The organism is Halomonas marinisediminis, from assembly GCF_004347715.1.
In the GTDB taxonomy this organism is placed as follows: domain Bacteria; phylum Pseudomonadota; class Gammaproteobacteria; order Pseudomonadales; family Halomonadaceae; genus Halomonas; species Halomonas icarae.
Genome location: NZ_SLTR01000592.1, coordinates 1 through 256 on the forward strand (window position 1 = coordinate 1; position 256 = coordinate 256).

General features: G+C 50.8%; 2 protein-coding genes. Both read right to left on the minus strand.

The genetic code is table 11. From position 1 onward, the window contains the following. Positions 1-129: CoA transferase (locus E0702_RS17920; RefSeq protein ID WP_205742112.1), on the minus strand; the 129-nt coding region annotated here is incomplete at its 3' end. Positions 130-139: 10 nt separating this feature from the next. After that, positions 140-256 (minus strand): acyl-CoA dehydrogenase family protein (locus E0702_RS20100; RefSeq protein WP_205742113.1); only part of this gene is annotated, 117 nt, incomplete at its 5' end.

A 256-nucleotide genomic window follows, 5' to 3' on the forward strand; every position in this document is an offset into this window, starting at 1 on the left:
AACCTCTCCACCGGGTGCTTCTATCTTGATGACATCAGCACCGAGATCGCCCAGTATTGATGTCGCGTAAGGCCCCATTACTACGCTGGTAAGGTCCAAAACACGTATACCTTCTAAAGGTCCTGCCACAACTTTCTCCTTAGAGGCCAGCTTCCCGCAGCATCTCGCGGGCAGTGATAATCTGAAGTATCTGACTAGTACCCTCGTATATGCGCAGCAGCCGAACATCACGGTATAGGCGTTCGATAGGATATTC